The organism is Pseudactinotalea terrae, assembly GCF_009733845.1.
Lineage (GTDB): Bacteria > Actinomycetota > Actinomycetes > Actinomycetales > Beutenbergiaceae > Pseudactinotalea > Pseudactinotalea terrae.
Genome location: NZ_WNXZ01000003.1, coordinates 136,329 through 158,959, shown reverse-complemented (window position 1 = coordinate 158,959; position 22,631 = coordinate 136,329). Strand labels below are relative to the sequence as shown.

Genomic DNA, 22,631 nt, shown 5'->3' with positions numbered 1-22,631 from the left:
TAGTAATGCAAACGCTTCCGGTAAGCCAGGATCACTATCGAGCTCCTCATGAAGCACGACCCGCTGGCACGGGATCGTCAAGGGCAGCCGCGAGTGCGTGTGCCGCTTGCGCGAGGGCGGTCGAGCCCGCAGCCGCAGCGAGCGCGACTGCCAGGAGCGGTGCGACCGGCCCGGTCGTTCCTCCCGCGCCGATCACCAGCACGGTCACGGCTGCGGCGCACCCGAGGGTCAGGGCCCAGGGGGCGAGCTGCCACCAGCGCCAGCGGCCGGCCTCTCTCGCGGGTGCCCCGCGCCTGCTGGCAACCGCCCAACCTGTGACCGCCGAGCCCGCGACCGTCCAGGCGATCGAGATCGCCATCGGCACCACGACCTCGCCCCCGTCGTGCCACCCTGCGACGACCACTCCGATCCCGGTGCCGAGCATGAGCAGCCAGGCCGAGGCCAGCACCTTCGGCCGCGATCGAGGCGGCGCCGCAACGACGACCACCACCAGGGCCGCGGCGACCATCGCTACGTGTCCCGACAGATCGTGCGTCGCATCGGACCCGAACGCCGGAAAGGGCAGCAGCCCGAGCTTGATCGCCTCGGACGCGAGGAAGGAGCCGACGCTGACCGCGAACGCGATCGTGGCGGCTCGACGGCGGCCGGCTCGCAACATCCGCACGAAGGTCCACGCGACGACGACGACGACGAACGGCGTGGCCAGCCAGCGCAGTCCGCCGCGCAGCAGCCAGCGAGGGAGCCACTCGACCTCCCGGACAGCGCCGAGGACGGCGTCGCTCCACGTCTGGCCAGCTGGGCTGGCCAGCATCATGCCGAGCACCACCGGTATCGCGACGGCAACGACGACCACCCCGACCACGAGAGACCGGTGCCGAGGCCATCCCATCAGCGCTCGTCGTCGGACGATGCAACGTGACCGCGGGCACGGACGAACGCTTCCAGCTCTGCATCGGTGACGTACCGGCGCCCGAACTGGTCCTGGTCGGCCGCAGGTGCAGGCTCGAGCGGCTGGTGCGGCCGACCGAGCAGCTCGTCGAAAACCCCGACGTAGGTGCCGGACTGCGGCGCCCAGTCGAGCTCGTCGACAATCCGACGGCGGCCTGCGAGCGAGAGCCGCACGCGTCGTTCTTCGTCGTCGAGCACACCTTCGATGGCATCGGCGAACGCCTGGACGTCACCCGAAGCGACCACCACGCCGGCGTCCCCGAGGCTCCGTCGGGTCTCCTGGAGATCGAACGTCACGGGCACGACGGCGTACGCCATGTACTCCATGGTCTTGTTCATGGTCGACACATCGTTGAGCGGTGTGTTGCGGTCCGGCCCGAGCCCGATGCTCGCGCGTGAGAGATGCTCGCCGATCTGCTCCGGTCCTACCCGGCCGGTGAAGGTCACGACGCCGTCAAGACCCATCTCGGTGCACTGCTTGCGAAGGTCGGCGAGGCAGTCGCCGAATCCCATCAGGACGGCGTGCACGTCGACCCGACCGCGTCGGTGCACGAGCTCCGCGATGACCTCGAGAACGATGTGGACGTCGTCCTGGGGCCCCATGATCCCGAGATAGGCCAGCAGATGACCGCGCTGGTCGGCCCGCTTCAGGTGCACGGGGCGCATGCGGGTCGCATCGGGAGCGCTGCGCACCACCGAGGTTCGTCGAGCGGGCACCCCGCCACGGGTCTGCGCGATCTCCTGGTACGACTCGTTGGTGCTGATGACACGATGCGCTGCTCTGAACGTCCGGCGCTCGAGCCAGAGCAGACCGCGGTACTGAGCCTTGGCCGCTGCGCCCTGAGGTTCACCGAAACGCGAGCGGTACAGCTCGGGGTTGAGGTCGTGGTGGTCGAAGACGAACCGGACACCGAAGGGTCGCCACAGCAGCGCGAGCAGCCAGTAGGTGTCCGGCGGGTTGCACGCCTGGATGACGCGAAAGCCGCGCTCACGGCGCACCGCCACCGACAGCCACGCCGTGCGGAACCAGGAGTAGACGAACTCGATGACGTAGCCCAGCAGGCCACGAGCCCCGGGCGCGGGCCGATAGGAGTAGACCGCGACACCCTCGAGCATCTGGCGCGGACGGTCGCCCTCCCCCAGCGGGCAGATCACCGAGACCTGATAGCCGGCAGCGACGAGCGCCTTCGCTTCCAGCAGCACACGCCGGTCGACGCGCAGCGGGAGATTCTGCACCACGATGAGGACCCCGGGTCGAGTGGTCATGAACTCCGTCCTTGCAGCAGCGTGAGATGGCCGACCGGCCCGATCATCATCGTTTGTGTCACAACGTCTCGGGACTGGCCCGGCGGGCCATTCCTGTTGGTAGCGTTCACCGAATTATGGTCCGACGTTCATCCGACGGCGAGCGTGCAGTGCTAGGGCATGCCGCCACCGAGATCCTTCCCCGATTCGGCTTTGCCGCCTCGGACATCGACGACGTCGTGAGGGTCCCGCAACGGATCAAGAACGTCAACTACCGGGTGCGGGCCGAAGGCGCCGACTGGGTGCTCAAGCGCTATGACTCACCACAGGCTGCGGCACGCCTGGAGTTCGCCCACCAGCTCGAGCAAGGGCTGGCCGAGCGTGGCTTTCCCGTCGCGCAGCTGCGGTGCGCGACGGACGGCCGCACCCTTGTGAGCGATGAGACGGGCACCTACTCGTTGCACAGCTGGGTCGATGGCCGGCAGATCTCGATCGATCAGCGAGACGAGACGCTACGGGCGCACCCTGAGGTGATCAGCGAGCTGGCCGCTGCTCTCGGACGGTTCCATCGACTGAGCTCGGCCATGGACCTGCCCGAGGTCACCCATCGGCACCCCGAGGAGCTGCTGCGGATGCCGAGCCGAGCCTTGCGCAGCTCGCCCGGGCGACGTCCCCGCGTGAGCAGGGAGCTGCGGCTGCGGTTGCGCCCGCGCAAGTCGGAGTTCGACCACTGGCTCCTCGAGCACCTGCCCGCGATCCACTCGCACGCCGAGCGGCTCGCCACGACGCCGATCAGCGACCGCATCGACGCCGACGACATCGTGGCCTCCCACCACGACATCAACTGGGAGAACCTGATCTTCGACGATCGGTTCCACCTTCGCGCGCTCCTCGACTTCGACAACGCCACCCGGGTTCACCGCGATCTCGACGTCGGGCTCGCAGCAGCCGTGCTGGTCGGGCCCGACCCTGAGCGCCTGACGACGTTCCTCGCGACCTACACGGCCGCAGCTGAGCACCCCGTCGAGCGGGCCGTCGTCGAGATCGCGATCCAGCTGAAGTGCGCACGCTCCGTGATCTGGTCGATCGATGCCTACCTCGGAGACAGGGTCGCGGATGAGTCCATGCTTGCGACCTGGTGCCGCCACATGTACGCCGGGCTCGACGAGGTCGCGAATGTTCGCCACCGGGCTCTGACCCTGGCGTGCTTGCTCACTCCGGTGATGAGCGCCAGCGAGACGGTCGGTGCCGCTCTCACGCTCTAGCCCTGATGGTGGGCGGCGACCAAGGCTGACCTCGCCGGCCCACCGACCCGCCCATCACCCTCTCGGCGCCTCCGATATCACCCCTACCAGCCCGGTTCTGGCCGCATGGCTGCAGTTACGCTCACGGGTGTCCGTGATGAAGCTATTCGAGCGGACACACATGTCGGGGACAGGAAGTCAGAGTGAGCACTAGCCGGTCGGGCGACGATGCGTCGCGACGAAAGGGCCTCAAGGCGCTTCGGAGCGCAGGCGTTGCGTGGCGGCGGCTATCCCCGTTCTTTCGCGGGTCACGCTCGCGCATCGTGCTGCTGGTGGTGCTGTCGGTCACCACCGGGCTCGTCGAGGCGGTGCTGCTCGCGCTGATCGCTGCCATGGCGGCAGCGCTCGCGCAGGGCGACTCCACGATCGCCATCAGCATCGGCCCGGCCACCTTCGACGAGTCGCGCACCGTGACGTTCGTCATCGCGATCGCGCTGGCGCTGCTGCGCGCCGGCCTTCAGGTCGTCCTCGCCTACGTCCCGGCGCAGCTGAGCGCGAAGCTGCTGGCGGACCTGCGCGGCCAGCTGTTCACCGCCTTCACGAACAGCTCGTGGGCGGTGAAGGCGAACCAGCGCGACGGCACCTTCCAGACCCTGATGACCCAGCACGTCACCAACGTCTCGACGGCGGTGATCTCGCTCGGCACGGGTGTCACAGCCGCCATCATGTTCACGGTCATGGTGATCGGCGCGTTCGTGCAGAGCCCGGTGGCAGCAGCCGTGCTCACGGTCGCCGCATTCGGCTTGTTCTTCGCCCTCCGGCCACTGTCACGACGACTGCGGCGCTACGCCAAGCAGCTCAGCACGGAGGCGATGCAGTTCACCGAGACCGTGCAGGAGATCGTCACGGTCGCTGAGGAGACCGAGGTGTTCGGTGCGACGTCGACGTACACCGACAAGTTCCACGACCAGGTGGAGGCGGTGCGTCGTCCCCACGCCCGCACGCGGTTCCTGGCGGGCGCGCTGCCTGCGATGTACCAGAGCATCGCGCTGCTCATGCTGGTCGTCGCACTGATCGCGATGTCGGTCGTCGGTGTGGGCCAGCTCGCCTCGCTCGCGGCGGTCATCCTGATGCTGATCCGTGCTCTGACGTACGGGCAGCAGATCCAGTCGACGCTGACGGCGATCGACGAGCGCGTGCCGTACATGAATCGGATCGTGGAGCAGCTCCGCCAGTACCGTGAGAACCCGCAGCAGGATGGTCCCACGGACGTCGACCAGATCGATCGGCTCGAGGTCTCGGACATCACGTTCGCCTACCGACCCGGCGTCGATGTGCTCCACGGCGTCACCTTCGGTCTCGGCAGGGGTGAGGCGATCGGCATCGTCGGCCCGTCCGGTGCCGGCAAGTCCTCGATCGTGCAGCTGCTGTTGCGGCTGCGTGAGCCGGCCGGCGGAGCGGTGCTCGCGAACGGGCGCGATGTCCGAGAGCTGACACGCTCATCGTGGCAGCAACGGGTGGCGTACGTGCCGCAGACGTCGCAGCTGATCTGGGGCACGGTACGCGACAACATTCGCTTCTATCGCGATGAGCTGGACGACGACCAGGTGGAGCGGGCCGCCCGGCGTGCCCACATCCACGACGACATCGTGGCGCTGCCGCAGGGGTACGACACCGTCATCGGCCAGCGGGTCAGCGCCGTGTCTGGTGGACAGCGGCAGCGCATTTGCATGGCGCGGGCCCTCGCCGGTGAACCTGAGGTCCTCATCCTCGACGAGCCCACGAGTGCGCTCGACGTCCGCTCCGAGGAGCTGGTGCAGCAGTCGTTGCAGGCCATCAAGGCGGACACGATCCTGATCCTGGTCGCCCACCGACTCTCGACGCTCGCGGTGTGCGATCGGATCGTCGTGATGGTCGATGGCAAGGTCTCGGCGGTCGGCACGCAAGACGACCTCGTGGATCACAGCGACTTCTTCCGCGAGGTCACGGAGATCACCCAACGGCAGACGGTGCAGGGCTGAGCCGTGGACCGCGAAGCGTTGGTGGCCGAGCTGCCGCTCCCCCTGGCGGGCGACGACGATCTTGCGGTGGTAGCGATCGCCGTCGCGGTCGAGGATGCCTTCGACATCGTCCTGAACGATGATGAGATCACGCACGCGCGGCTCGGAACGAGCGCAGGAGTGCTCGAGACCCTTCGACGTCATCTTGGGGAGTCCTGATGTGCGGCATCTGCGGTGTCCTCTCCTTCGATGGCCCCCCCGACCGCGAGCTCGTCCTCCGGATGATGGGGCGGCTCCACCACCGGGGCCCCGACGGCAGCGGCTACTACCGGGACCACCGAGTCGCGCTCGGTCACACGCGGCTGTCGATCATCGACGTCGGTGGTGGCGCGCAGCCGATGTCGAACGCGCAGGGCAGCGTCTGGGTCACCTTCAACGGCGAGATCTTCAACTACGTGGAGCTTCGGGACGAGCTCGTCGCGCTCGGCTACCGCTTCCGCACCGCGTCGGACACCGAGGTGATCGTGCACGCGTGGGAGGCGTGGGGCGAGAAGGCCTTCACGCGGTTCAACGGGCAGTGGGCCATCGCGTTGTGGGACAGCAGCGCCGAGCGCCTGGTGCTGTCTCGCGACCGATTGGGGGTGCGGCCGCTCTACCTCACCCAGCATCGTGACCGGCTGCTGTTCGCGTCCGAGGTGAAGTGCCTGTTCGCCGACCCGGAGACGTCACGCGGCTTCGACGCCGAGGGCCTGGCCCAGACCTTCACGTTCTGGAGCACGGTCGCTCCTGCGACGGTCTTCGCCGGCGTCGAGCAGGTTGAGCCCGGCACCTGCGTCGTGATCGATGCCGGTGGTCGCCGGACGGCCCGCTACTGGGCACCAGACTTCCCTGCTCGTGGTGAGGAACCGGGCCAGGACCTGCAGGAGAACGCCGAACGGCTCCGCGAGCTGCTCGTCGAGGCCGCCCGGCTCCGATTCCTGCGCAGCGACGTGCCGGTGGGCGCCTACCTCTCGGGCGGTATCGACTCCGCCATCACGGCGTCCATGGTTGCCCGATACACCGACTCGCCGCTGCACACCTTCTCCCTCAGGTTCGCCGACGCCGACTTCGACGAAGGCAGCTATCAGGCCGAGATGGTGAGCCGGCTCGGAGCTCAGCACTCGGACGTGGTGGTCGACGCGGCCGACATCGCCGGCGTGTTCCCCGAGGTCGTCCAGCATGCCGAGGTGCCGATACTGCGCTCCGCGCCGGCCCCGCTGTTCCTGCTGTCGAAGCTGGTGCGAGACAGCGGCTACAAGGTGGTGGTGACCGGTGAGGGCGCCGACGAGGTCCTGGCCGGCTACGACATCTTCCGGGAGGCACGGCTCCGGAGCTTCTGGGCCCGCAATCCTCGATCAGCCGTGCGGGACCGTGGCGTCGAGCTCCTGTACCCGTGGCTCTCACGATCGCCGGGGCAGGCGCCCGCGTTCGCTCGTCAGTTCTTCGGGCGGAACCTCGACACCGCTGACCCAGCGCAGTCGCACCGCCCGCGCTGGGACTCGTCCGCTGCGCTGCTGACCATGCTGGCCCCCACCTGGCGAGCCGCGACCGAGGTCGATGTGGCCGCCCGGCTGGTGGACCGCATGCCAGCGACGCAGGCGTCGTGGGACCCACTGAGCCGCGCCCAATGGTTGGAGATGACCACGCTCCTGTCGGGCTACATCCTGGCGTCTCAAGGGGACCGCATGCTGATGGCCAACTCGGTCGAGGGTCGGTTCCCGTTCCTCGACCATCGGGTCGTGGAGTTCGCGAATGCCGTTCCCAGCAGGCACAAGCTGCTGGGCATGGACGAGAAGCACCTGCTGAAGCGGGCGTTCGCCGACCTGATCCCCGCGAGCATCCTGAAGCGCCCCAAGCAGCCCTACCGCGCGCCGGATGCGGCCAGCTTCTTCACCGCCTCGAGGCCCGAGTGGGTCGACGAGATGCTCTCCGAGTCGACCACGCGCGCGGCTGGCGTCTTCGAGCCGTCGATCGTCACCGCGCTCGCGCAGAAGTGCAGTCGAACCGGCGGTGCTCGGATGAGCAACACCGACAACATGCGCGTCCTTGCGGTGCTGTCCACCCACCTGGTCCATCATCAGTTCATCGCCTCAGGCGCTGCCATGAGCGATCTTTCACCGGCTGAGCCCATGACCATCATCGATCGAGTCGCAACGCCCCAGGAGGCCTAAACCATGGATGCAGAGTTCGGCATGTCGACGCTCGCCCTCGATGTCGAGGCCGAGGCCGACCGGATCTCTCGGACGATCGCGGACTACGCGCAGCGCGTACGACGCAAGGGTGCGGTCGTCGCCCTCTCAGGGGGGATCGACTCCAGCGTCGTCGCGGGGTTGGTGACCCGTGCGCTGGGGCCCGAACGTGTGTTCGGCCTGCATATGCCCGAACGAGACTCCTCACCGGAGACCCTCGAGATCAGCCAGTCGGTCTCGACCGCCTTCGGGTTCGAGTCGACCGTCGAGGACATCACCCCGTTGCTCGACGCCGTGGGCGCCTACCGACGTCGTGACGACGCGATCCGCCTGGTGTGCCCGGAGTACGGCGAGGGATACCGGTCGAAGATCGTGCTTCCCAGCGTCATCGACTCGGACACCTTCCGGCTGTACTCGGTCGTGGTCATGGATCCCTCCGGGACGCAGGAGCGCTACCGGCTCACGCCCGAGGCATACCTCGGCATCGTCGCGGCCACCAACTTCAAGCAGCGTGCCCGGAAGATGTTCGAGTACTACCACGCGGACCGGCTGAACTACGTCACCACGGGCACGCCGAACCGCCTGGAGTACGACCAGGGCTTCTTCGTGAAGCTGGGCGACGGCTCCGCGGACATCAAGCCGATCGCCCACCTCTACAAGACGCAGGTCTATCAGCTCGCGGAGTTCCTGGGTGTTCCGGAGGAGGTTCGTTCGCGGCCGTCGACCACCGACACATACTCGCTGCCGCAGTCGCAGGAGGAGTTCTACTTCTCGCTCCCCCACGACCGGATGGACCTGTGCCTGTACGCCCTCAACAACGGGATCGACGCCGAGACCACCGCGGCAGCAGTCGACCTGACAGCCGAGCAGGTCCAGCGAGTGTTCAACGACATCGAGCAGAAGCGGCGCACGACGGCGTACCTGCACGAGGGTCCGGTGCTCGCCGGGGACATCCCGGAGCTCTGAGCCGCCCGGTCGCGCTCAGCGACGCCGGAGCGACGAGACGACCGGGCGCGCCAGCGATGCCACCGTGGAGCGTACCTTCCGCCTGCCGTGGGCGACCCGATCCGGCGGGTTGACGGGGAAATCCAGCAGCTGCGGCCACATCCGCCCGACCAGACCGCCGAAGAACGTGTAGTCCGGGGGGCAGCGCAAGCCTTCGTCCACCCCCATCAGGCACTCGAGCAGCGCCCGCGAGTTGTAGGGGGTCACGCCTTCCTCCACCACGTCGAACTCGGTCCGGACCGTCGCCAGCCACGCGCTGAGACGCTGCTCCCAGTAGAAGAAGTCCCACAGGTTGATGCCCGAGACGGCGATCGCGGACCTGGCCTCGTCGTACCAGCGCTCGAACGTCGCGGCGGCGTACTCGCTCCGCTGCATCGTGAAGATCAGGGCGAGGTTCTCGCGGGTGGGCTCCCTGCGCGGGATCACCGCCCGCACCGTCTCGGCGACGTTGCCGTTGAGCGTGACCCATGGCCGATCCCTCGGCGGATCGGCGTCGAGCGCAGCCGCCTGGTCTGCTGTCTTCTGGTGCGCTGGAGTGAAGGTCGCGGCGATCGTTGCAGCCACAGGTCCGGGTGCTCGGTGCCGGACATGAATGACCTTGTGCGTGAGACCGAGCTTCTTGAGCATGTGCCGCGGCACTTGGATATCCGGGCTGAACGTCGTCATCCCAGGCTTCTTGAACGTGTAGAACGTCATTCGTTGGACGTGCTCGCGTGACGCGGCGAGCAGCACGCGCGAGTCGAAACCGGCAGTCACGGCGAGCGCGAGGGGGTATCGAGCGGCTGCCGCTGAGATCACCCCCTGCAACGTCGTCACCGCGCGCGCCGACGCCGCCTCTGGCTCCCTGTGCTCGATCGGCGCCACCGGCCAGTACCTGCGCACCTGCCCCGTCATGACCTCGAGGTCATGATTGGGCAGCAGCCGGTGGATCCCGACGAAGGCGGAGCCGGACCCCGGCCAGAAGTGGTTGAGGTGCTCGCTCAGCACGCCGTCACGGGTGAGATCCCTGCGCGTCTCGACATCCTCCGGGCGGCCCAGCAGCCGGGCCAACAGCTCAGGGCGGGAACCGCACCAGAGGGCGCCGTCGTCGTCGTGTCCGTAGTAGACCTGGCGCAGCCCGGCAGCGTCGTGGAACACGCGGACCTGCTCGCCCTGGAGATAGCACGCGACCCATCGCCCCGCGAGCTCGTCGAATGCGCGCAGCACGTCCTCGTAGGTCGTGGTGGTGCGCAACAGGTCCGCCAGGATGGTCGCGTCGTCGCGCGCCGGGTGCCGAGGGTCCAGGACGTACCCGAGCAGCACGATGCTGCGGCCAGCCGCGTCGACCCGCGCGGAGGGGAGATCCGGGTGCACCGACAGCGTCAGACCCGCCGTCACGCTCTCGTGCGACCACTCCGCCAGCAGGTCGGGGGCCTCGGGACCCATGACGAACTGGCGGCGGTACGCAATCCCACTGATCGGCGTTGACTGTGGAGATCCCATGGCGGTCCGTTCTACTCAGCGGCCGTCCCTACGACGGTCTGTCACGCTCGTTGGGGCCCGCACCTGTATCCGCCCGTGACTCGGACCCGGTGTCATAGGTGTCGATGAACGGCTGGATGTCCTCGGCCATCATGAGGTCCAGCGCGGCCACGATCTTCTCCTCGGTCCAGTCCCACCACTTGATCCGGAGCAGGGCCTCGATCTGCTCGGGGGGGAATCTGAAGCCCGCGACGCGCGCGGGGTTGCCCGCGAGGATCGCGTAGGGCGGCGCCGTCTGGCGGACGACGCTCCCGGCACCGACGATCACCCCGTCGCCGATCGTCACACCGGACAGGATCATCGCGCCGCGGCCGATCCAGACGTCGTTGCCGATCGTGATGTCACCACGCGCCACGGCCGTGTCCGACGCCGGCCGGTACCACTGGTCGAAGGGCGGGTACTTCCCGAACCGGTAGGTGGTGACGTAGTCCACCCTGTGCTCGCCACCGAGGAACACCTCGACCCCGAAGGCGAAGGAGCAGTACCGGCCCACGGTCAAGGTGCAGCCCGGGCTCTTGTTGGCGATGGTGAGGTGCCCCCATGAGTACTTGCCGATATCGAACTGCTTGAGGTCGGGCCGTTGGTCCAGGCGCCTCGCCTGCGGCACCAGCACCTTCCGCCGAAGGTTGCCCAGACTCCGCTTCATCGACGTCACGACGCTCATCGCCGACCACCCCTTGTCTCCACACGTGCCCAGTACGTCACTCGAGCGCTCCTTGCTCATGCCGGATCATGGCGCTCATCGCTGCCGCCGGGTGCGGCGCGCGAGGTCGAAAGCCTGCCGTGCGCTGGCGTAGCGGTGATAGAACTCGCCGACGACGAAGGCTGCGCGTGCCCGCGGGCTGAGCAGCGCACGCGCGCCTGCGCGGCGGAACGCGCCCAGCGGCGGCACCAGGGATCGCAGCCCGGGCCACGGGGCAGCGGCTGGTCCGCCGTCGAGAACATCCCGCTCGTGGCGCCCGGTGAGGACGCGTTCGAGCTTCTTGCTGAGCGCCTGGTAGGAATCCCGTGCGGGGTGCCGCACGACGGCTGCGCCCGAGTACGCCGTCTGCATACCCATCGAGTTCGCTCGCTGCGACCACTCGATGTCGGCCCCGGAGTAGAGCTCGGAGCGGAAGGGTCCGGCTGCCTCGAACGCGGCTCTGGTGGTGACCATGTTGGCGGTGACCGACCCACCGCCCCGCTGGGCGTATATCTCCTGCGGGAAGGCGTGGACCAGCTCATAGGCCTCGACCGGGTGGGGGCGGCGGTCGTCTCGCGCATAGACGGTGACGTGGCCGGCGACGATGTCAGCGCCGCCGGCGAGCGCCGCGACGGACTCCTCGAGCCACGACTCGTCCGGGAGGCAGTCCGAGTCGGTGAAGGCGAGCACCTCGCCGGTGCTCTGCGCGACGGCGGCGTTGCGGGCAGCGTACGAACCGCCTGCAGGTTCCTCGACGAGGTGGACCATCGGGAACGAGTCGAGCAGCTCGGCAACCGGTGACGTGCTGCCGTTGTCGGCCACGATGATCTCCACCAGCTCGGCCGGATAGCTCTGGTGGGACAGCGCCTCGAGGCAGGCCGTCAGGCGCGGGTCGTCGCGGACGGGGATGATGACCGAGACTCGTGGCCTGGCACCCGCGCTCCCGATCTCCACCTCCTCACGCTGCTCGCTCATGCTGGACCTGCCGACAGGTCCGGGCGTAGCGGTGTCGCGGCCGAGCCCTGGTTCGCTCCGAACGCGATCGCCGAGGCTGTGGCGTACTCCGAGTCGTGCGAGATCGAGATCTCCAGCCCGCGCACACCTGCTCGAGCCGCTGCGGCCAGCATGGTCCCGTGCAACCGGATGCCGGGCCGCCCGAGCGCATCGCGAACGACCTCGATCTCGCGCCACACCGGTGGCGCGTTCTCCGCCAGCCGGAGAGCCTTCAGGACCGCTTCCTTCGCTGCGAACCGGGCTGCCGCATGCTGTCCCGGTCGATGACGCCCGAGGCAGTACTCGACCTCGCTGGTCGTGAACCAGCGCTCGAGGAAGCCACGCCCGCCTCGTTGGATCAGACGGTCGAACCTCCGTGTGGCCACGAGATCGGTACCGATACCGGATATGTGCATGGTCACCTGCTGGCTGCCTCCGCGAGAACCGCTAGGAAGCCTTCCGCCACCGCTTGGGCACCGACGGCGTTGAGGTGCCCGTGGTCGGAGGCATACGCTCTGTCCAGCGCGTAGTAGACCTTGCCGTCGTGCCGACCGGTGATCCTGTCACCGCCCGGGGCCGTCGACTCGATCGCAGCAACATCGAACAGCAGGCCAGGCCCCGCATACTCCTCTCGAATCAGAGCGTTGAGCTCCTCGCGCAGCACGTTGTGCTCCGGGCCGTACTTGTCACCGCGGCCGAGCCAACCCTTCAGGGTCGCCACCGTGTCGCGCTTGACGTTGAGCGGCACGGTCGCGGCCACGAACGTGACGTCCGGGTAGTCGCGCTGCAGCGCTGCCAGCGTGTCTCGGTAGGCAGCGAAGACCTCGTCGATGTCGTGCCCCTGCCGGATGTCGGAGTAGCAGAGCTTGAGAACTGCCACATCGATCTGGTCTCCCAGACCTCCCCGCACCATGGCGTCGAACGCCTGGATCTTGCCGAGCGGATCTCCGTTCGTGCCGATCCGGAGGTGGGAGATCCCCGCGCCGGTCCCGTCGCCAGCAGCGATCTCTGCCACGGGCAAGGCCGGGAGGTCGTGCTCGCCGTACACCGCCGACACACCTTCGAGCACGTTGCCGCCGACCGACTGGTGCGCGAAGAAGACCCTCGCCTCGGACAGCTCGACGAGGTCCTCTGCGCTGACCGTGGCGCCCATGTACGGGACTCCTTCCGGATTGTCGGTGCGGACGTAGGCGAACCCCCCGACGAGCGCGCCGATGACGAGGACAGCGGCTACGACGGTCAGCCGGGTGCGCATAGTGTCTCCTCTTTCTCGGGGTCTGCAGCCTGGTTCACGCCTCGCGCGGCCCACTGACGAAGGGTGGACTTGACGACCTTGCCGTTCTGATTGGTCGGCAGCTCCGCCACCTCGTGAGCCTCATGCGGGACCTGGTGCCGCGCCAGCGTCGATCGGCAGTGGGTGAGGACATCGACAGCTGTGACGACCTCGCCGTCCTTCACGGTGTAGTAGGCCACGATCGCCTCCCCCGCTTCATCGTCAGGGCGACCGACGACAGCCGCGGCCGCGACACCGCTGAGCTCGAGCACCGCGTCTTCGATCTCGTGGCTCGAGATGCGGAAGCCCCACGACTTGATGAAGTCGTCCTGGCGGTCGACGACGTAGATGAATCCGTCCTCGTCGACACGACCCAGGTCGCCGGTCCGCAGGGTGCCGGCGACGAACTTCTCGCTGGTGCCCTGAGGATCGTCCCAGTACCCCTTGGCAATGCTGGCACCGCTGGCGACGATCTGACCGACCACGCCCGCGTCCACCTCGACCCCGTCAGCATCCAGCACCCCGAGCGTCACCCCCGGCACCCCCTTCCCGATCGATCCCTGCCGCTCGCGCAGCAGCTCAGGCGGGAGGTAGGACAGCCTGGCCGTGGCCTCGGTCTGCCCGTACATCACGAAGAGCCGCGCGTGAGGCTGAGCGGCTACGATCTGGTCGATCTGGGGCTGCGGCAGCCGGCCGCCTGCCTGCTGCAGGTGCCTGAGGGACGGCAGCGCCCTGGAGGCAAAGGAGCTCGCCCTCAGCAGCAGCTGATACGAAGAAGGCACGCCCGCGAACCCCGTGCACGCATCCCGGTCGATCGCCTCGATCACGGTCTCGGGATAGGCCAGGCTGTCGCTGAGCGAGACGCTGGCACCGACCCGCAGGTGCGTGTGCAGCAGCGAGGCGCCGAAGCAGTACGAGAAGGGCAGCACCACGAGCATGCGGTCGTCTCGACGCAGGTCGAGGTAGCTGATGATCGAGTCGGTGTTGGCCTGGATGTTGCGATGGGTCACGCGAACGGCACGCGGCGCCGAGGTGGTCCCCGACGTGAAGACGAGCACCGCATCGGCATCGGGATCGACGGCCGCGGGCCGCCAGGGGCGTGCATCTTGCGGGGAGACCTGCACCGCGTCGTCACGCACCTGACGGGCGTGCGCGAGCGCCGGCTCGAATCGCCGGGTCAGGGCACGGTCCACGAGGAAGGAGTCGCAACCGACGAACGCCGCCTTGCTCGCGACATCCTGGGGTGTCAGACCGGTGGCGAACGGGACCGCGACGTGGCCCGAGCCCAGAATGGCGAGGTAGGCCGCCGCCCAGAAGAGGGAGTTCCTGCTGAGCAGTCCGATCCGCGATCCGGGCTCGAGACCCCACTCACCGATATCGTGCGAGAGCAGCGCCACCTGGTCGCGAAGCTCTGCGTAGCTGTGGTGCCCTGTCCGATCGATGACAGCGATATCGTCGGGTCGTCCTTCAGCGAGCAGAAACTCCGCCGTACTCATATCTGTCGACGGCATGGCGTCCCTTTCTCGGCGGAAGGGTTGTCGGCTTTGCGGCCGCTATCACGGCGCCTGTATGGTGACGCCGCATCACCGAGATGCACGTGACCTTGAGCGAGGGCGACATGGAAGACCAGGTTCGGAACCAGGTTCGGGAATTCGTGGTGCGGAACTTCCTCTTCGGCGATTCTGCGCGACTGCCCGACGACGCCGACTCGCTGCTCGCCGCCGGAGTCGTCGACTCGACCGGGGTGCTTGAGCTGGTGGACTTCCTCGAGACCGATCTGGATGTGAAGGTCGCTGACGACGAGACCGTTCCGGCGAATCTGGACAGCATCGAGAACCTGACGCAGTTCGTGGTGCGGAAGCGTTCCGCAGCGGCCTGACATCCGCCTGTGCGCCGCGGCAGACTGCTCGCGCGCACCCGCAGGCAGATCTGCCCGCGACGTCATTGCGTTGCTCACGTGGCTCCCCTTGGTTCCCGACTGGCCACCTCAAAGATAAGAGCGCGCCCATCCTGGGTCACTGGTGACGCGAGGGTGGTGTCAGAACCACGCTGGGGTGAGTCAGGGTGAGGCGCGGGCTGTGTGCGCGACCCCGCGTAGCGGCGCCTGACCCGGACCCCCGATACTGAGACGGTGATAGGCGTCGTCGTCCCAGCGCACAACGAGGAGAACGGCCTCCCACGTCTTCTTGCTGCCCTGCAAGCACCAGTCGACAGCGAGGCGCTCGAGGTCGTCGTCGTCGCCAACGGGTGTACCGACGGCACCGCTGCCATCGCCCGCAGCCACGATGTACACGTGATCGAGACGCCCGTCCCGTCCAAGATCCAGGCGCTGGCGCTCGGCGACCGGTCGATCTCGGGGTTCCCTCGCCTGTACGTCGACGGCGATGTCGTGATCACCTACGACGACGTCGTCCGGCTGGCCGGCGCGCTGGGCGCCGAGGTCCACGCTGCCGGGCCACGACGGTCCTTCCCGATGACCGGCGTCGCCACGCTCGTGCGCCTCTACTACCGGATCTGGCAGCAGCTGCCCGGGGTCCGCGACGAGCTCTACGGTCGCGGCGTGATCTGCGTCGACGAGGTCGGCCACGAGCGGCTGCGAGGGTGGCGCGACGTGATGTCCGACGACCTCCTGATCGCGATGAGCTTCGCACCGCAGGAACGGGTCGTGGTGGAGGGCACGGCCGCGGTGATCCGTCCTCCGAAGACCTACCGCGACCTGCTGCGCCGTCGGGTCCGTGCCGCCACGGGCAACGCACGGCTCGCCTCCTCGTCCGACCGGCCGCAGCTGCGGGGCTCCGGCGCCTCGCTCGGCTTCCTCATCAGGCTCGCGGGGCGATCGCCCAGGCTCCTGCCCGGCGTGCTCGTCTTCGCGATCACGGGGGTGCTCGCACGCGTAGGCGCGGCCGCCGCCGTGCGCCGTGGCGACACTCGCTGGCACCGGGACGAGAGCAGTCGCTCATGACCGGTGGGACCTCACCCTTGGGGTGAGGCCGAACACCCCGGGTGCGCACCCCGCGATCACCCTTGCGCGCCCGACCAGCGCCCTACCGCTGCCGACACTATTGCCGCATCGGCACCGGCCGAGAACAACAGAGTTCGGGGGCTAGACATGGTGAAGCTGCGTCAGAGTGAGGTCTCTTGGCGGGAGATCGACGGCGAGATGGTTGTGCTCGACCTGAAGACGTCGAAGTACCTCACGACGAATGCCACCGGGACTGCCATGCTCAAGCTGCTGGTCGAGGAGCGGACTCCAGACGACCTCGCACGAGCTCTCGCGACGACTTTCGAGGTCGACAGCGCGACCGCCCAGCGTGACGTAGCGGCCTTTCTCGACGATCTCTCCGCACGCGGCCTGCTGGTCGGTCAGTGATGACGAGCCAGCACGGCGCCCGTATTCCGGTACATGCCGGTGCACACTGCAACCGTCAAGAGGAGGTGAACACTTATGTATGAGGCTCCCACGATGACCGAGGTTGGTTCGGTCCGCGACCTCACGCTCGGCGAAGGCTGGGCGGGCAACGACGACACTCTGCTCTACTTCATCCGCTACGGCACGATCGAGTCGTGACGTCAGGCACATCGTGGGGGTTCATCGAACGTTGTTCGATGAACCCCCACGAGTGCGTTCTAGCACAAGTTCGGGGAATCTTGACATGACACAGCTGGCGGACGCGATCGTGCGTTCGGACCCTTTCGAGGTCGCGACGTGCTGGGCCCACGGGTTCGTCCCCGATCAGCGGCGGGCGCCGACGACGACGTCGCCGCGCGAGGCACTGGCCGGAGTCATCCGACCCGCGCTCCTCGACGGCCCCTGCTACGTCACCTTCTCTGGCGGTCGTGACTCGTCGGCGGTGCTGGCCGCAGCGACTGCCCTCGCACGTGCCGAGGGCTTGGCAGACCCGGTCCCGGTGACCCGGCGCTATCCCCACATCCCGGACACCGACGAGAACGAGTGGCAAGAGCTCGTCGTCAGTCACCTGGGGCTGCGCGACTGGATCCGGCTCGACCTCACCGACGACGAGACCGATCTTCTCGGACCGACGGCACAGGCCAGCATTCGGCGCCACGGCGTCCTGTTTCCCCCCGCACTGCACAGCCACGGCGTGGTCTACCAGCACATGCGGGGCGGCTCCATGCTCACGGGTGAAGGCGGCGATGAGGTTCTTGGGGCGCGTCGCGTCACGCCGCTGACGCTGCTCAGGCGTCGTCGAACGCCGACGCTCGCCCTCCTTCGGCGCGCCTGCGATGCGCTGCTACCCCGACCTCTGCGAGCCGCCGCGGTGCGCCACGAGTTGCCCGTGGCCGAGCTCCAGTCGTGGCTGTTGCCCGACGCCGCCAACCGTCACTCAAGAATGCTGGCTGCAGCAGAAGCCACCGAGCCGCTGCGGTTCTCCGACGCGATTGCCTGGGTCGGGCGCAAGCGCGTGTGGCACACGATGGACATCAACCAGCGGATCGTCGCGAGCGACTATGACGTGAGGGCGATCAACCCCCTGATCCATCCGGACTTCCTCGCAGCGCTCGCTCGCGCAGGGGGATTCTGGGGCTACAACGGGCGGACGTCGGTCATGAAGGCTCTCTTCGCGGATGTCTTGCCCCCCTCGGTGCTGACACGGGGCTCCAAGGGCGCGTTCAACCGTGCCTACTCGGGTCGCTACACGCAGGCGTTCGCGCGGGAGTGGGACGGTACCGGCGTCGACACCAGCCTCGTCGACGTGGTAGCACTCCGATCGCAGTGGCTCTCCGACACCCCCACCATGAGTGCCGCGATGCTCCTGCACTCGGCGTGGCTCGGCACTCAGAACAACGCGGAGGCCTCCTCGTGAGCAAGCTCCCGCGCACGATCCCGCCGGTGGACGAGTGGGGCTGGATCGGCGTCGCGCTCGGCCTGGCCTGCTTCACCGAGGTCGGCCTGCGCACGGTTGGTCTCCCGCGTCTGTCTCGCCGCCTCGGCACGCCACTGCAGTCCGATGACGAGACCACGGCCGCGGCTGTCACCATCCCGACCGGATTGGCGCCGCAGGACCGCCGGCGGGTGCGCGCAGCCCGACGAGTCATGAGGCACTGGCCGTTCGGGGATACGTGCCTTCGCCAGGCCCTGGTCAGCGGTGCGCTGATCAGGCACCGTTCACCCTCACTCGTGGTCGGCGTCGCCAAGCTCGACGGGAAGCTACGCGCGCACGCGTGGCTGGAGATCGACGGTGGAATTCTCGACCCGTTGGGTGCCGCGAGCTCGTACACGCGGCTGACCCCGGTCTCGACGAGGAGGACCTCCTGATGCGCACTCGTCTGTACGGCCTGAACGTGGAGTCAGACCTGGCGATCTTCGAGCAGAGACCCCCCGAGGGCGAGATCGACGTGAGGATCTGCATCGGTGCGGATGCTTCACCGGTCGAGACCGAGCTGCCCGGTCGCCGTCTGCTGCACGTCGCCACCGATCGGCAGCACTTCACAGCCACCGAGCACCCCGACGGCTACCTGCTGCGGTTCCACGGCACGTGCGACTTCGAGATCGATGCGGGTCTGACGACCATCGTCGCGCACCCACTGCCGGGCACCTCCCTCGACCGGGTCGCCGTGCTGGCCATCGGCACGACGCTCTCCTTTCTCATGATCATGCGGGGCCACGCTGTGCTTCACGGGAGTGCCGTCCAGCTCGGCGATGTCGCTCTGGCGTTCATCGGCCGATCCGGTATGGGCAAGTCCACGATGGCCACATTGATGTGCGCCGACGGCGCACGGCTCATCACCGATGACGTGCTGCGAGTCGACCTCGACGGCGGCACGCCGTTGTGCCATCTCGGGGCGACGGAGCTCCGGCTCCGCAAGGCGGCGGCCGAGCTGGCAGGACAGTTCGGGCAGGCGCCGGAGAGTCGAGTGACGGGCGACAGCCGAGACGCCCTCCGGATGGAGCAGGCGACACGGGATGGCCTACCGCTCGGAGCGATCGTGATCCCGTTCCCCGACCACGACGACGGCGAGCGGGAACCCGAGATCATCCGACTCTCGGCGAAGAAGGCGTTTCTCTACTTGCTGCAGTTCCCACGGATCGCCGGTTGGGAAGACGCGACCGTGCTCGACCGCCAGCTCGGAGAGCTCTCCCGGGTTGTCGAGTCCGTGCCGGTCTATCTGGCACGGATGCCCTGGGGGCCGCCCTTTCCGGAGGGACTCGCCGAGCGCATCCGCCGGGAGATCTCGTTGACTCAGGTCCTGCCCGCAGACTCGACAGCGTCGAGATAGAGCGCTAGCGCCTCAGCGTGTGCCCTCGTCCGCTCCTGCGCGCGATGCCGCTTCGGACGGACAACCCGCTCGGCCACTCCGATCGCCGCGCTTCGGGTGACCGACGCAGCGGTCCGTCGGGCACCGCGGCGCACAGCACGAGCGAACATGCGCGCGACGCCCTGGTCCCGCCTGGCCGCAGGAACCGGCGCCAGGTTGTCGACGACCGCACAGAGCCGACTGAAGGTCGCGGAAACGCCTAGCTCGGTATCGAGGGTCGGTGGCAACGGCGTGTCGAAGATCCGCTGCGCGCGGCTGAGCACCAGCGAGAGATGGGGCTCGGCCTGCCATTCCATGGCCCGTTGCGCGACCGGACCCCAATCCGCGATGTTGCGTGCGACGCGATCCGTGTCGAGCAGCAGCAGCAGCCGATTGGCGCCGGTCAGCGTCGCGTGGAGGCCTACGTGCACCAGTGAGTCGACCTCGTCGAGTGTCCAGGTGCGGCTGAGGCCGATCGAGACCTCGCGTCGCCGCGCGAGGATGTCGTCCGTAGCGACCGAGAGGCGGGCGCGACGCACCGCCGTGTTGGTCATCGACCAGTGCAGGTCCACGAGCAGCCCGGCTGGGCTGATCCAGTGCATCTCACCGGGCGTCTCGGGATTGCGGAGCATGTCGTCGTAGTCGGCGATCTGCCACTTGTGGCCCAGGAGAACGCTGCACACCTCGCGGAGGTCCTGGGGCGAGACCAGCACATCGACGTCGTGGTAGGTGCGCAACCCGGGTCGGGGGTGCGCCGTCTCCGACAGCACCGCACCCTTGAAGGTCACCCAAGGAGTATCGCCGAGCAGCGCTCGAATCTGCTCCAGCACGATCGAGGCACGCAGGTGGGTGCCGATGGCATCGTCACGGTCGACGCGCAGTTCCGCCGCAAGCGGTGGACACACCTCGCGGTAGGCGACGTGCGCCAACGGTGCGATGCGATGGTGACGCACCGCTCGAATGAGATCCTTGGTGGAGTCCAGATCCGCAGGAGGCTCGGGCTCGGCACCTTGGCAGATGGCGACCAACTGCCTCGACGCCCAGTCGTCACCACGACGCTTCGTTTCGGCTCTCAAGGCTTGCTCCAGTGGCTTCGCATTCCGGTCCCCCTACGCGGCGCGGTCTGTCGTCGGGTCGGCCCCGTGCGTGCCGCCGGCGACGTCGTCGCCGCTTCGGACACTGTGGCAGGTCCGGGCCAGCACAGTTCCCATATCCGACTCGCCACGCCCCCATCGCTTCCTCGTCGACGATGAATCACCCCACAGATCGCGCCTGCACGGCCTTCGCGGTGGTGTGCGCTTCGTACCACTTCAGCTCACTTCGGACTGGAACGCTCAGCAGCCCTGCGACCGCACCGAGGCAGACTGTTATCGTTTCGTTGTCAAACGGCACCCGTCGGACACACCCGAACATGTGTCTGGCGTACCGTCTGAGGTGTCGGATGCACTGCCGATCAAGAACCCGAGACAGTGCATCCGGGGTCGGGGGACCCGAGTCCGCGTGCCACCATCGCCCTGTCAAGACCGATCTTGTCAGAGCAGGCACCGCGGAGACCATCCGAGGCAGATCGCAACCGACAGCGATCCGCTCACGAGGCCAAGGAGCTCCCCCGTAGTGGATACCGCACACAGCAAACCCGACGTCGCCCGGCGGCGCCAGCCGACCGGCTCTCGACGCCATCGCCGCACGCTGCCCTCGCTCGCCGTGGGTCTGACGCTCGCGCTGATCGGCTCGATGACAGCCGCGAGCGCCCGCCCGAACGAGGCGAAGGCGAACCCGGCGGCGACCGAGGTGGCCGCGGTCGCCAGCTTCGAGCGAGAGGGGTCCGACATCGACGGCCCCACTGCCGCGGACGTGGCCGGCCTCGAGGTGCACGACGGCAACCTCGTGATCACCGAGCCCGGGACCGTCATCGACGGCCTGTATGTCCAGGGATCGATCAGCGTCCACGCTGACGACGTGACGATCGTGAACACCGTCGTGGCCTACCGCGGCTACCACAGCATCCGGGTCCACCCTGGGGCCGACGGCACCCAGGTCCTCGACTCGAGCATCTACTGCTTGAAGACGCGGACGAACGGCATCGTGTTCGGCGACTACAGCGCCGACAACGTGTCGCTGTTCGGCTGCCGGAACGGCTTCATGTCCTCGCAGAGGCATCCAGCGACCGTCATCAATTCCTGGGTTGACGGTCAGCCGTTCAGCCAGCGTCACGACGGTGGACTCAACGCCAGGCCGGAGCCCGCCCCCGAGCCCGAGCCCACCCCGGAGCCTGAGCCCACGCCTGAGCCCGAGCCCACCCCGGAGCCCGAGCCCACTGAGCCCGCCGAGCCCACTGAGCCCGCGCCGGGACCGGATCCTGTTCCTGCTCCCAGTGGATTCCCGAACGCTGACAACACCGGCGTACCGGCGGGGGTGACCCTGCGTCCCTCAGACGACATTCGGATCACCGAGGACGGGACGGTGATCGACGGCCTCCACGTCGACGGAACCATCGTTGTTGCCGCCAACGACGTCACGATTCGCAACACTCTCGTCCAGGGCGGTGGCGACGGCTACCCGATCCGGGTCGAGGGCGGTTCAACGAACACTTTGATCGAGCACGTCGAGATCGACAACGAGAACAGCACCGGGATCGGCATCTTCTTCGACGGAGGCAGCGGAGGTGCGACCGTGCGCTATGCCGACATCCACTCTGCTGAGGATGGCATCCGTATCCAGGCGAGCAACGTGACGATCGAGTACTCCTACATCCACGACCTGCACCGAGTCTCGGGCGGTCATCATGACTCCATTCAGATCCGTAGTGGTGACAACATCACGCTCCATGGGAACAACCTGCAGGCGTACGTTGCGTCCACCGATGACCCGATGAACGCCGCGATCCAGATCGGCTCGTTGCAGGGAAGCGACCAGATCTCGAACCTCTTGGTGACCGGCAACCTCATGAACGGCGGCAACTACACCATCAACGGCGGGGGCCGCGGCGAGGTCGACAGCGCCCGCTACAGCGGCAATGTCTTCGGTCGTGATTTCCGCTATGGGGTCGCCGGGAACATGGGAGTCAGCGTCTGGGACTCGACGAACGTCTGGTACGACGACGGCGAACCGGTTCGCTGACGCCGTTCTCGGCTCGTCCGCCGGCACACCCTACGGGTGACAAACGGCGTGACGATCGGCTGGGCGCTGGCAGTGACCGATGTGTTGCTCCCAGCGCCCGAGCCGTCGGGACCG

The 22,631-nt window shown here is 67.8% G+C and carries 22 protein-coding genes; 13 read left to right on the top strand and 9 right to left on the bottom strand.

What is annotated here, in order from left to right:
• Window positions 1-46: 46 nt before the first annotated feature.
• Window positions 47-889 (bottom strand): hypothetical protein, encoded by an 843-nt coding sequence (locus tag GPA03_RS11570; protein WP_156252175.1) that lies wholly within the window; start codon window positions 887-889, stop codon window positions 47-49.
• Window positions 889-2,214: a glycosyltransferase family 4 protein gene (locus tag GPA03_RS11565; protein ID WP_156252174.1), complete on the bottom strand. Its 1,326-nt coding sequence runs from the start codon at window positions 2,212-2,214 to the stop codon at window positions 889-891. Before GPA03_RS11565 ends, GPA03_RS11570 begins: the two co-directional genes overlap by 1 nt.
• Before the next feature lie 149 nt (window positions 2,215-2,363).
• On the opposite strand from GPA03_RS11565, the gene GPA03_RS11560 reads away from it, so the two are divergent.
• From GPA03_RS11560 to nadE, 5 genes are all read left to right on the top strand, one after another.
• Window positions 2,364-3,458, top strand: a complete 1,095-nt coding sequence (locus GPA03_RS11560; protein WP_162458347.1) for a phosphotransferase enzyme family protein — start codon at window positions 2,364-2,366, stop codon at window positions 3,456-3,458.
• Between the two features lie 302 nt (window positions 3,459-3,760).
• Window positions 3,761-5,458 carry an ABC transporter ATP-binding protein gene (locus GPA03_RS11555; RefSeq protein WP_206673528.1) on the top strand — a complete coding sequence of 566 codons (1,698 nt, stop codon included), beginning with the start codon at window positions 3,761-3,763 and terminating at the stop codon, window positions 5,456-5,458.
• 3 nt (window positions 5,459-5,461) lie between these two features.
• Window positions 5,462-5,656, top strand: a complete 195-nt coding sequence (locus GPA03_RS11550) for a hypothetical protein (RefSeq protein WP_156252171.1) — start codon at window positions 5,462-5,464, stop codon at window positions 5,654-5,656.
• Window positions 5,656-7,647, top strand: a complete 1,992-nt coding sequence (asnB, locus tag GPA03_RS11545) for an asparagine synthase (glutamine-hydrolyzing) (RefSeq protein ID WP_156252170.1) — start codon at window positions 5,656-5,658, stop codon at window positions 7,645-7,647. Before GPA03_RS11550 ends, asnB begins: the two co-directional genes overlap by 1 nt.
• Before the next feature lie 3 nt (window positions 7,648-7,650).
• Complete coding sequence (nadE, locus tag GPA03_RS11540; RefSeq protein ID WP_156252169.1) at window positions 7,651-8,631, top strand: NAD(+) synthase; 981 nt, start codon at window positions 7,651-7,653, stop codon at window positions 8,629-8,631.
• 15 nt (window positions 8,632-8,646) lie between these two features.
• Here the strand turns inward: nadE and GPA03_RS11535 are convergent, their stop codons facing one another.
• The 6 genes from GPA03_RS11535 to GPA03_RS11510 form a co-directional block, all read right to left on the bottom strand.
• Window positions 8,647-10,152, bottom strand: a complete 1,506-nt coding sequence (locus GPA03_RS11535) for an asparagine synthetase B family protein (protein ID WP_156252168.1) — start codon at window positions 10,150-10,152, stop codon at window positions 8,647-8,649.
• Between the two features lie 28 nt (window positions 10,153-10,180).
• Window positions 10,181-10,855, bottom strand: coding sequence for a CatB-related O-acetyltransferase (locus GPA03_RS23050; protein ID WP_277755139.1), 675 nt, complete (start codon window positions 10,853-10,855; stop codon window positions 10,181-10,183).
• 75 nt (window positions 10,856-10,930) lie between these two features.
• Window positions 10,931-11,848 carry a glycosyltransferase family 2 protein gene (locus GPA03_RS11525; RefSeq protein ID WP_156252166.1) on the bottom strand — a complete coding sequence of 306 codons (918 nt, stop codon included), beginning with the start codon at window positions 11,846-11,848 and terminating at the stop codon, window positions 10,931-10,933.
• Window positions 11,845-12,282 carry a holo-ACP synthase gene (gene acpS / locus GPA03_RS11520; RefSeq protein WP_206673561.1) on the bottom strand — a complete coding sequence of 146 codons (438 nt, stop codon included), beginning with the start codon at window positions 12,280-12,282 and terminating at the stop codon, window positions 11,845-11,847. Before acpS ends, GPA03_RS11525 begins: the two co-directional genes overlap by 4 nt.
• 2 nt (window positions 12,283-12,284) lie before the next feature.
• Entirely contained in the window at window positions 12,285-13,121 is an 837-nt protein-coding gene (locus GPA03_RS11515; RefSeq protein ID WP_156252164.1) for a hypothetical protein, read from the bottom strand.
• Window positions 13,106-14,650 carry a class I adenylate-forming enzyme family protein gene (locus tag GPA03_RS11510; RefSeq protein ID WP_206673527.1) on the bottom strand — a complete coding sequence of 515 codons (1,545 nt, stop codon included), beginning with the start codon at window positions 14,648-14,650 and terminating at the stop codon, window positions 13,106-13,108. Before GPA03_RS11510 ends, GPA03_RS11515 begins: the two co-directional genes overlap by 16 nt.
• Before the next feature lie 107 nt (window positions 14,651-14,757).
• Here GPA03_RS11510 and GPA03_RS11505 point away from each other — a divergent pair, with 107 nt between their 5' ends.
• The 7 genes from GPA03_RS11505 (at window position 14,758) to GPA03_RS11475 (ending at window position 19,379) form a co-directional block, all read left to right on the top strand.
• Window positions 14,758-15,018: an acyl carrier protein gene (locus tag GPA03_RS11505; protein ID WP_156252162.1), complete on the top strand. Its 261-nt coding sequence runs from the start codon at window positions 14,758-14,760 to the stop codon at window positions 15,016-15,018.
• Window positions 15,019-15,270: 252 nt separating this feature from the next.
• A complete protein-coding gene (locus tag GPA03_RS11500; RefSeq protein WP_156252161.1) occupies window positions 15,271-16,101 on the top strand; it encodes a glycosyltransferase family 2 protein in 831 nt (276 codons plus the stop codon).
• Window positions 16,102-16,248: 147 nt separating this feature from the next.
• Complete coding sequence (locus GPA03_RS11495) at window positions 16,249-16,509, top strand: PqqD family protein (protein WP_241681255.1); 261 nt, start codon at window positions 16,249-16,251, stop codon at window positions 16,507-16,509.
• A 75-nt stretch (window positions 16,510-16,584) separates the two neighbouring features.
• The gene (locus GPA03_RS11490) at window positions 16,585-16,707 is read left to right on the top strand and encodes a lasso RiPP family leader peptide-containing protein (RefSeq protein ID WP_156252160.1); all 123 of its coding nucleotides are present in this window, start codon (window positions 16,585-16,587) and stop codon (window positions 16,705-16,707) included.
• An 85-nt stretch (window positions 16,708-16,792) separates the two neighbouring features.
• A complete protein-coding gene (locus GPA03_RS11485) occupies window positions 16,793-17,965 on the top strand; it encodes an asparagine synthase-related protein (RefSeq protein ID WP_156252159.1) in 1,173 nt (390 codons plus the stop codon).
• Window positions 17,962-18,417: a lasso peptide biosynthesis B2 protein gene (locus GPA03_RS11480; RefSeq protein ID WP_162458345.1), complete on the top strand. Its 456-nt coding sequence runs from the start codon at window positions 17,962-17,964 to the stop codon at window positions 18,415-18,417. The genes GPA03_RS11485 and GPA03_RS11480 overlap by 4 nt, the downstream gene beginning before the upstream one ends.
• Window positions 18,417-19,379, top strand: a complete 963-nt coding sequence (locus GPA03_RS11475; RefSeq protein WP_156252157.1) for a phosphoenolpyruvate carboxykinase (ATP) — start codon at window positions 18,417-18,419, stop codon at window positions 19,377-19,379. The genes GPA03_RS11480 and GPA03_RS11475 overlap by 1 nt, the downstream gene beginning before the upstream one ends.
• Here GPA03_RS11475 and GPA03_RS11470 read toward each other — a convergent pair.
• Window positions 19,343-20,425 carry a nucleotidyltransferase family protein gene (locus GPA03_RS11470; RefSeq protein ID WP_277755200.1) on the bottom strand — a complete coding sequence of 361 codons (1,083 nt, stop codon included), beginning with the start codon at window positions 20,423-20,425 and terminating at the stop codon, window positions 19,343-19,345. The genes GPA03_RS11475 and GPA03_RS11470 overlap by 37 nt on opposite strands.
• 586 nt (window positions 20,426-21,011) lie before the next feature.
• Between GPA03_RS11470 and GPA03_RS22585 the strand changes: the two genes are divergently transcribed.
• Window positions 21,012-22,517: a right-handed parallel beta-helix repeat-containing protein gene (locus GPA03_RS22585; protein WP_194239520.1), complete on the top strand. Its 1,506-nt coding sequence runs from the start codon at window positions 21,012-21,014 to the stop codon at window positions 22,515-22,517.
• Window positions 22,518-22,631 lie beyond the last annotated feature (114 nt).

Bases quoted from the DNA above. Each gene is read 5' to 3' on its own strand.
- GPA03_RS11515 (WP_156252164.1), bottom strand. From the start codon at position 13,121: ATGCGCACCCGGCTGACCGTCGTAGCCGCTGTCCTCGTCATCGGCGCG.
- GPA03_RS11495 (WP_241681255.1), top strand. From the start codon at position 16,249: ATGGTGAAGCTGCGTCAGAGTGAGGTCTCTTGGCGGGAGATCGACGGC.
- asnB (WP_156252170.1), top strand. From the start codon at position 5,656: ATGTGCGGCATCTGCGGTGTCCTCTCCTTCGATGGCCCCCCCGACCGC.
- GPA03_RS23050 (WP_277755139.1), bottom strand. From the start codon at position 10,855: ATGAGCGTCGTGACGTCGATGAAGCGGAGTCTGGGCAACCTTCGGCGG.
- nadE (WP_156252169.1), top strand. From the start codon at position 7,651: ATGGATGCAGAGTTCGGCATGTCGACGCTCGCCCTCGATGTCGAGGCC.
- GPA03_RS11505 (WP_156252162.1), top strand. From the start codon at position 14,758: ATGGAAGACCAGGTTCGGAACCAGGTTCGGGAATTCGTGGTGCGGAAC.
- GPA03_RS11510 (WP_206673527.1), bottom strand. From the start codon at position 14,650: ATGCCGTCGACAGATATGAGTACGGCGGAGTTTCTGCTCGCTGAAGGA.
- GPA03_RS11475 (WP_156252157.1), top strand. From the start codon at position 18,417: ATGCGCACTCGTCTGTACGGCCTGAACGTGGAGTCAGACCTGGCGATC.
- GPA03_RS11485 (WP_156252159.1), top strand. From the start codon at position 16,793: ATGACACAGCTGGCGGACGCGATCGTGCGTTCGGACCCTTTCGAGGTC.
- GPA03_RS11565 (WP_156252174.1), bottom strand. From the start codon at position 2,214: ATGACCACTCGACCCGGGGTCCTCATCGTGGTGCAGAATCTCCCGCTG.
- GPA03_RS11570 (WP_156252175.1), bottom strand. From the start codon at position 889: ATGGGATGGCCTCGGCACCGGTCTCTCGTGGTCGGGGTGGTCGTCGTT.
- GPA03_RS11525 (WP_156252166.1), bottom strand. From the start codon at position 11,848: ATGAGCGAGCAGCGTGAGGAGGTGGAGATCGGGAGCGCGGGTGCCAGG.
- acpS (WP_206673561.1), bottom strand. From the start codon at position 12,282: ATGCACATATCCGGTATCGGTACCGATCTCGTGGCCACACGGAGGTTC.
- GPA03_RS11490 (WP_156252160.1), top strand. From the start codon at position 16,585: ATGTATGAGGCTCCCACGATGACCGAGGTTGGTTCGGTCCGCGACCTC.
- GPA03_RS11535 (WP_156252168.1), bottom strand. From the start codon at position 10,152: ATGGGATCTCCACAGTCAACGCCGATCAGTGGGATTGCGTACCGCCGC.